1 protein-coding gene is annotated in these 1,321 nt (G+C 59.3%); it reads right to left on the bottom strand.

Annotation, left to right across the window (positions count from 1 at the left end):
* Window positions 1-1,321 (bottom strand): B12-binding domain-containing radical SAM protein (locus tag CP49_RS01105; protein WP_057848456.1); only part of this gene is annotated, 1,321 nt, incomplete at both ends.

Raw genomic sequence — 1,321 nt, 5'->3', positions numbered from 1 at the left:
CCGTGGCCCTCACCGGAGGCATACCGTCCAGCTCGGCAATCCGGCGGTCAATCTCACTGATCACGCGCTTCGAGAACGGCCCGAGGTGCAGGTACAGCGCCATCAGCATCACAATGTAACGCAGCGCGCGTGGATTGGTCTTGGCGACCTCGACGAAGGTCTTCCAGAACGGCTCGCAAACCTCCGGCAGGGCACGCATGATCTTGTGCACGCTGTCGATGCCGCCAAGCCTCTTGCGCATGTCGCCATCCGGCAGGTCGCGGCGCCGGTCGGACCGGTCGAGCATGACGGCAAGCCGCGACAGCCGTCCTGCATATGCCGTCGGGCTGAACACGTGACCGAGCACGGCCTTGTAATCCGCAAGGATGTCACGAAGCGGACGCTTGGTGTCGAAATTGCAGCCGAGCGTGCATTGGTCGCCCGCCTGCTCGACCTTCATGAGGTCATGGCCGTTATGCAGGCGACCTTCCTTGGCTAGCCGCCGCGTCAGCTGTGTACCAGGCAGCGCATAGAGCAGTCCAACCATGCAGACTGGAACGTTCGCCTCCTCGATGAAGTCGATCATCGCCTGCCCCATCGAGACTTTCTCGGTATCGAACCCGACGATGAAACCCGCGGTGACGAACATGCCGTAGCCGTAGATCTTATGAATGCACTCGGCGATGTTGCGCCTGGTGTTCTGCTTCTTCTTCATCTGCACGAGCGTCTCTGGATCCGGGCTCTCTATGCCGACGAAAATCCCGAAGAAGTTCGCGTCCTTCATTGCCTGCAACAGCTCGCTGTCGTCCGCGATATTGATCGAGGCTTCGGTCGAGAACTCGAACGGATAGTCGCGCTCTTCCAGCCAGGCTTTCAGCCGCGGTAGTAGCGTGCGAAGGTTTTTCTTGTTGCCGATGAAATTGTCGTCGACGAAATCGACATGCCCGCGATAACCGTGATCGTAGAGTGCTTGCAGCTCGGCGAGAATCTGATCGTTGGTCTTGGTGCGCGGCACGCGACCATACAGCTCGATAATATCGCAGAACTCGCAGGTGAACGGGCAGCCACGCGAATATTGCACGCCGATGAAGAGATAGCGATCGAACTTGATCAGATCGTAGCGGGGCATCGGGCTTAGCGTGACGTCGATCTTGAATTTCTCGGCGATGAACACGCCCTTGCGCTCGCCGCTTTCCCAGGCGGCGATGAATTGCTCGATGATTTGCTCGGCCTCGCCGATCACCTGGAAGTCCGCGTCCGCGTAAAGATGCGGGCTGGAGGACACGTCAGGTCCACCGACGCATACTGGCTTGCCGTGCAGGTGGGCGAGATCGATCAGGTA

Source organism: Bradyrhizobium valentinum (assembly GCF_001440405.1).
Taxonomy (GTDB): domain Bacteria; phylum Pseudomonadota; class Alphaproteobacteria; order Rhizobiales; family Xanthobacteraceae; genus Bradyrhizobium; species Bradyrhizobium valentinum.
Note: the sequence above shows the minus strand (reverse complement) of the source record. Positions and strands in the feature narration are given on the sequence as shown.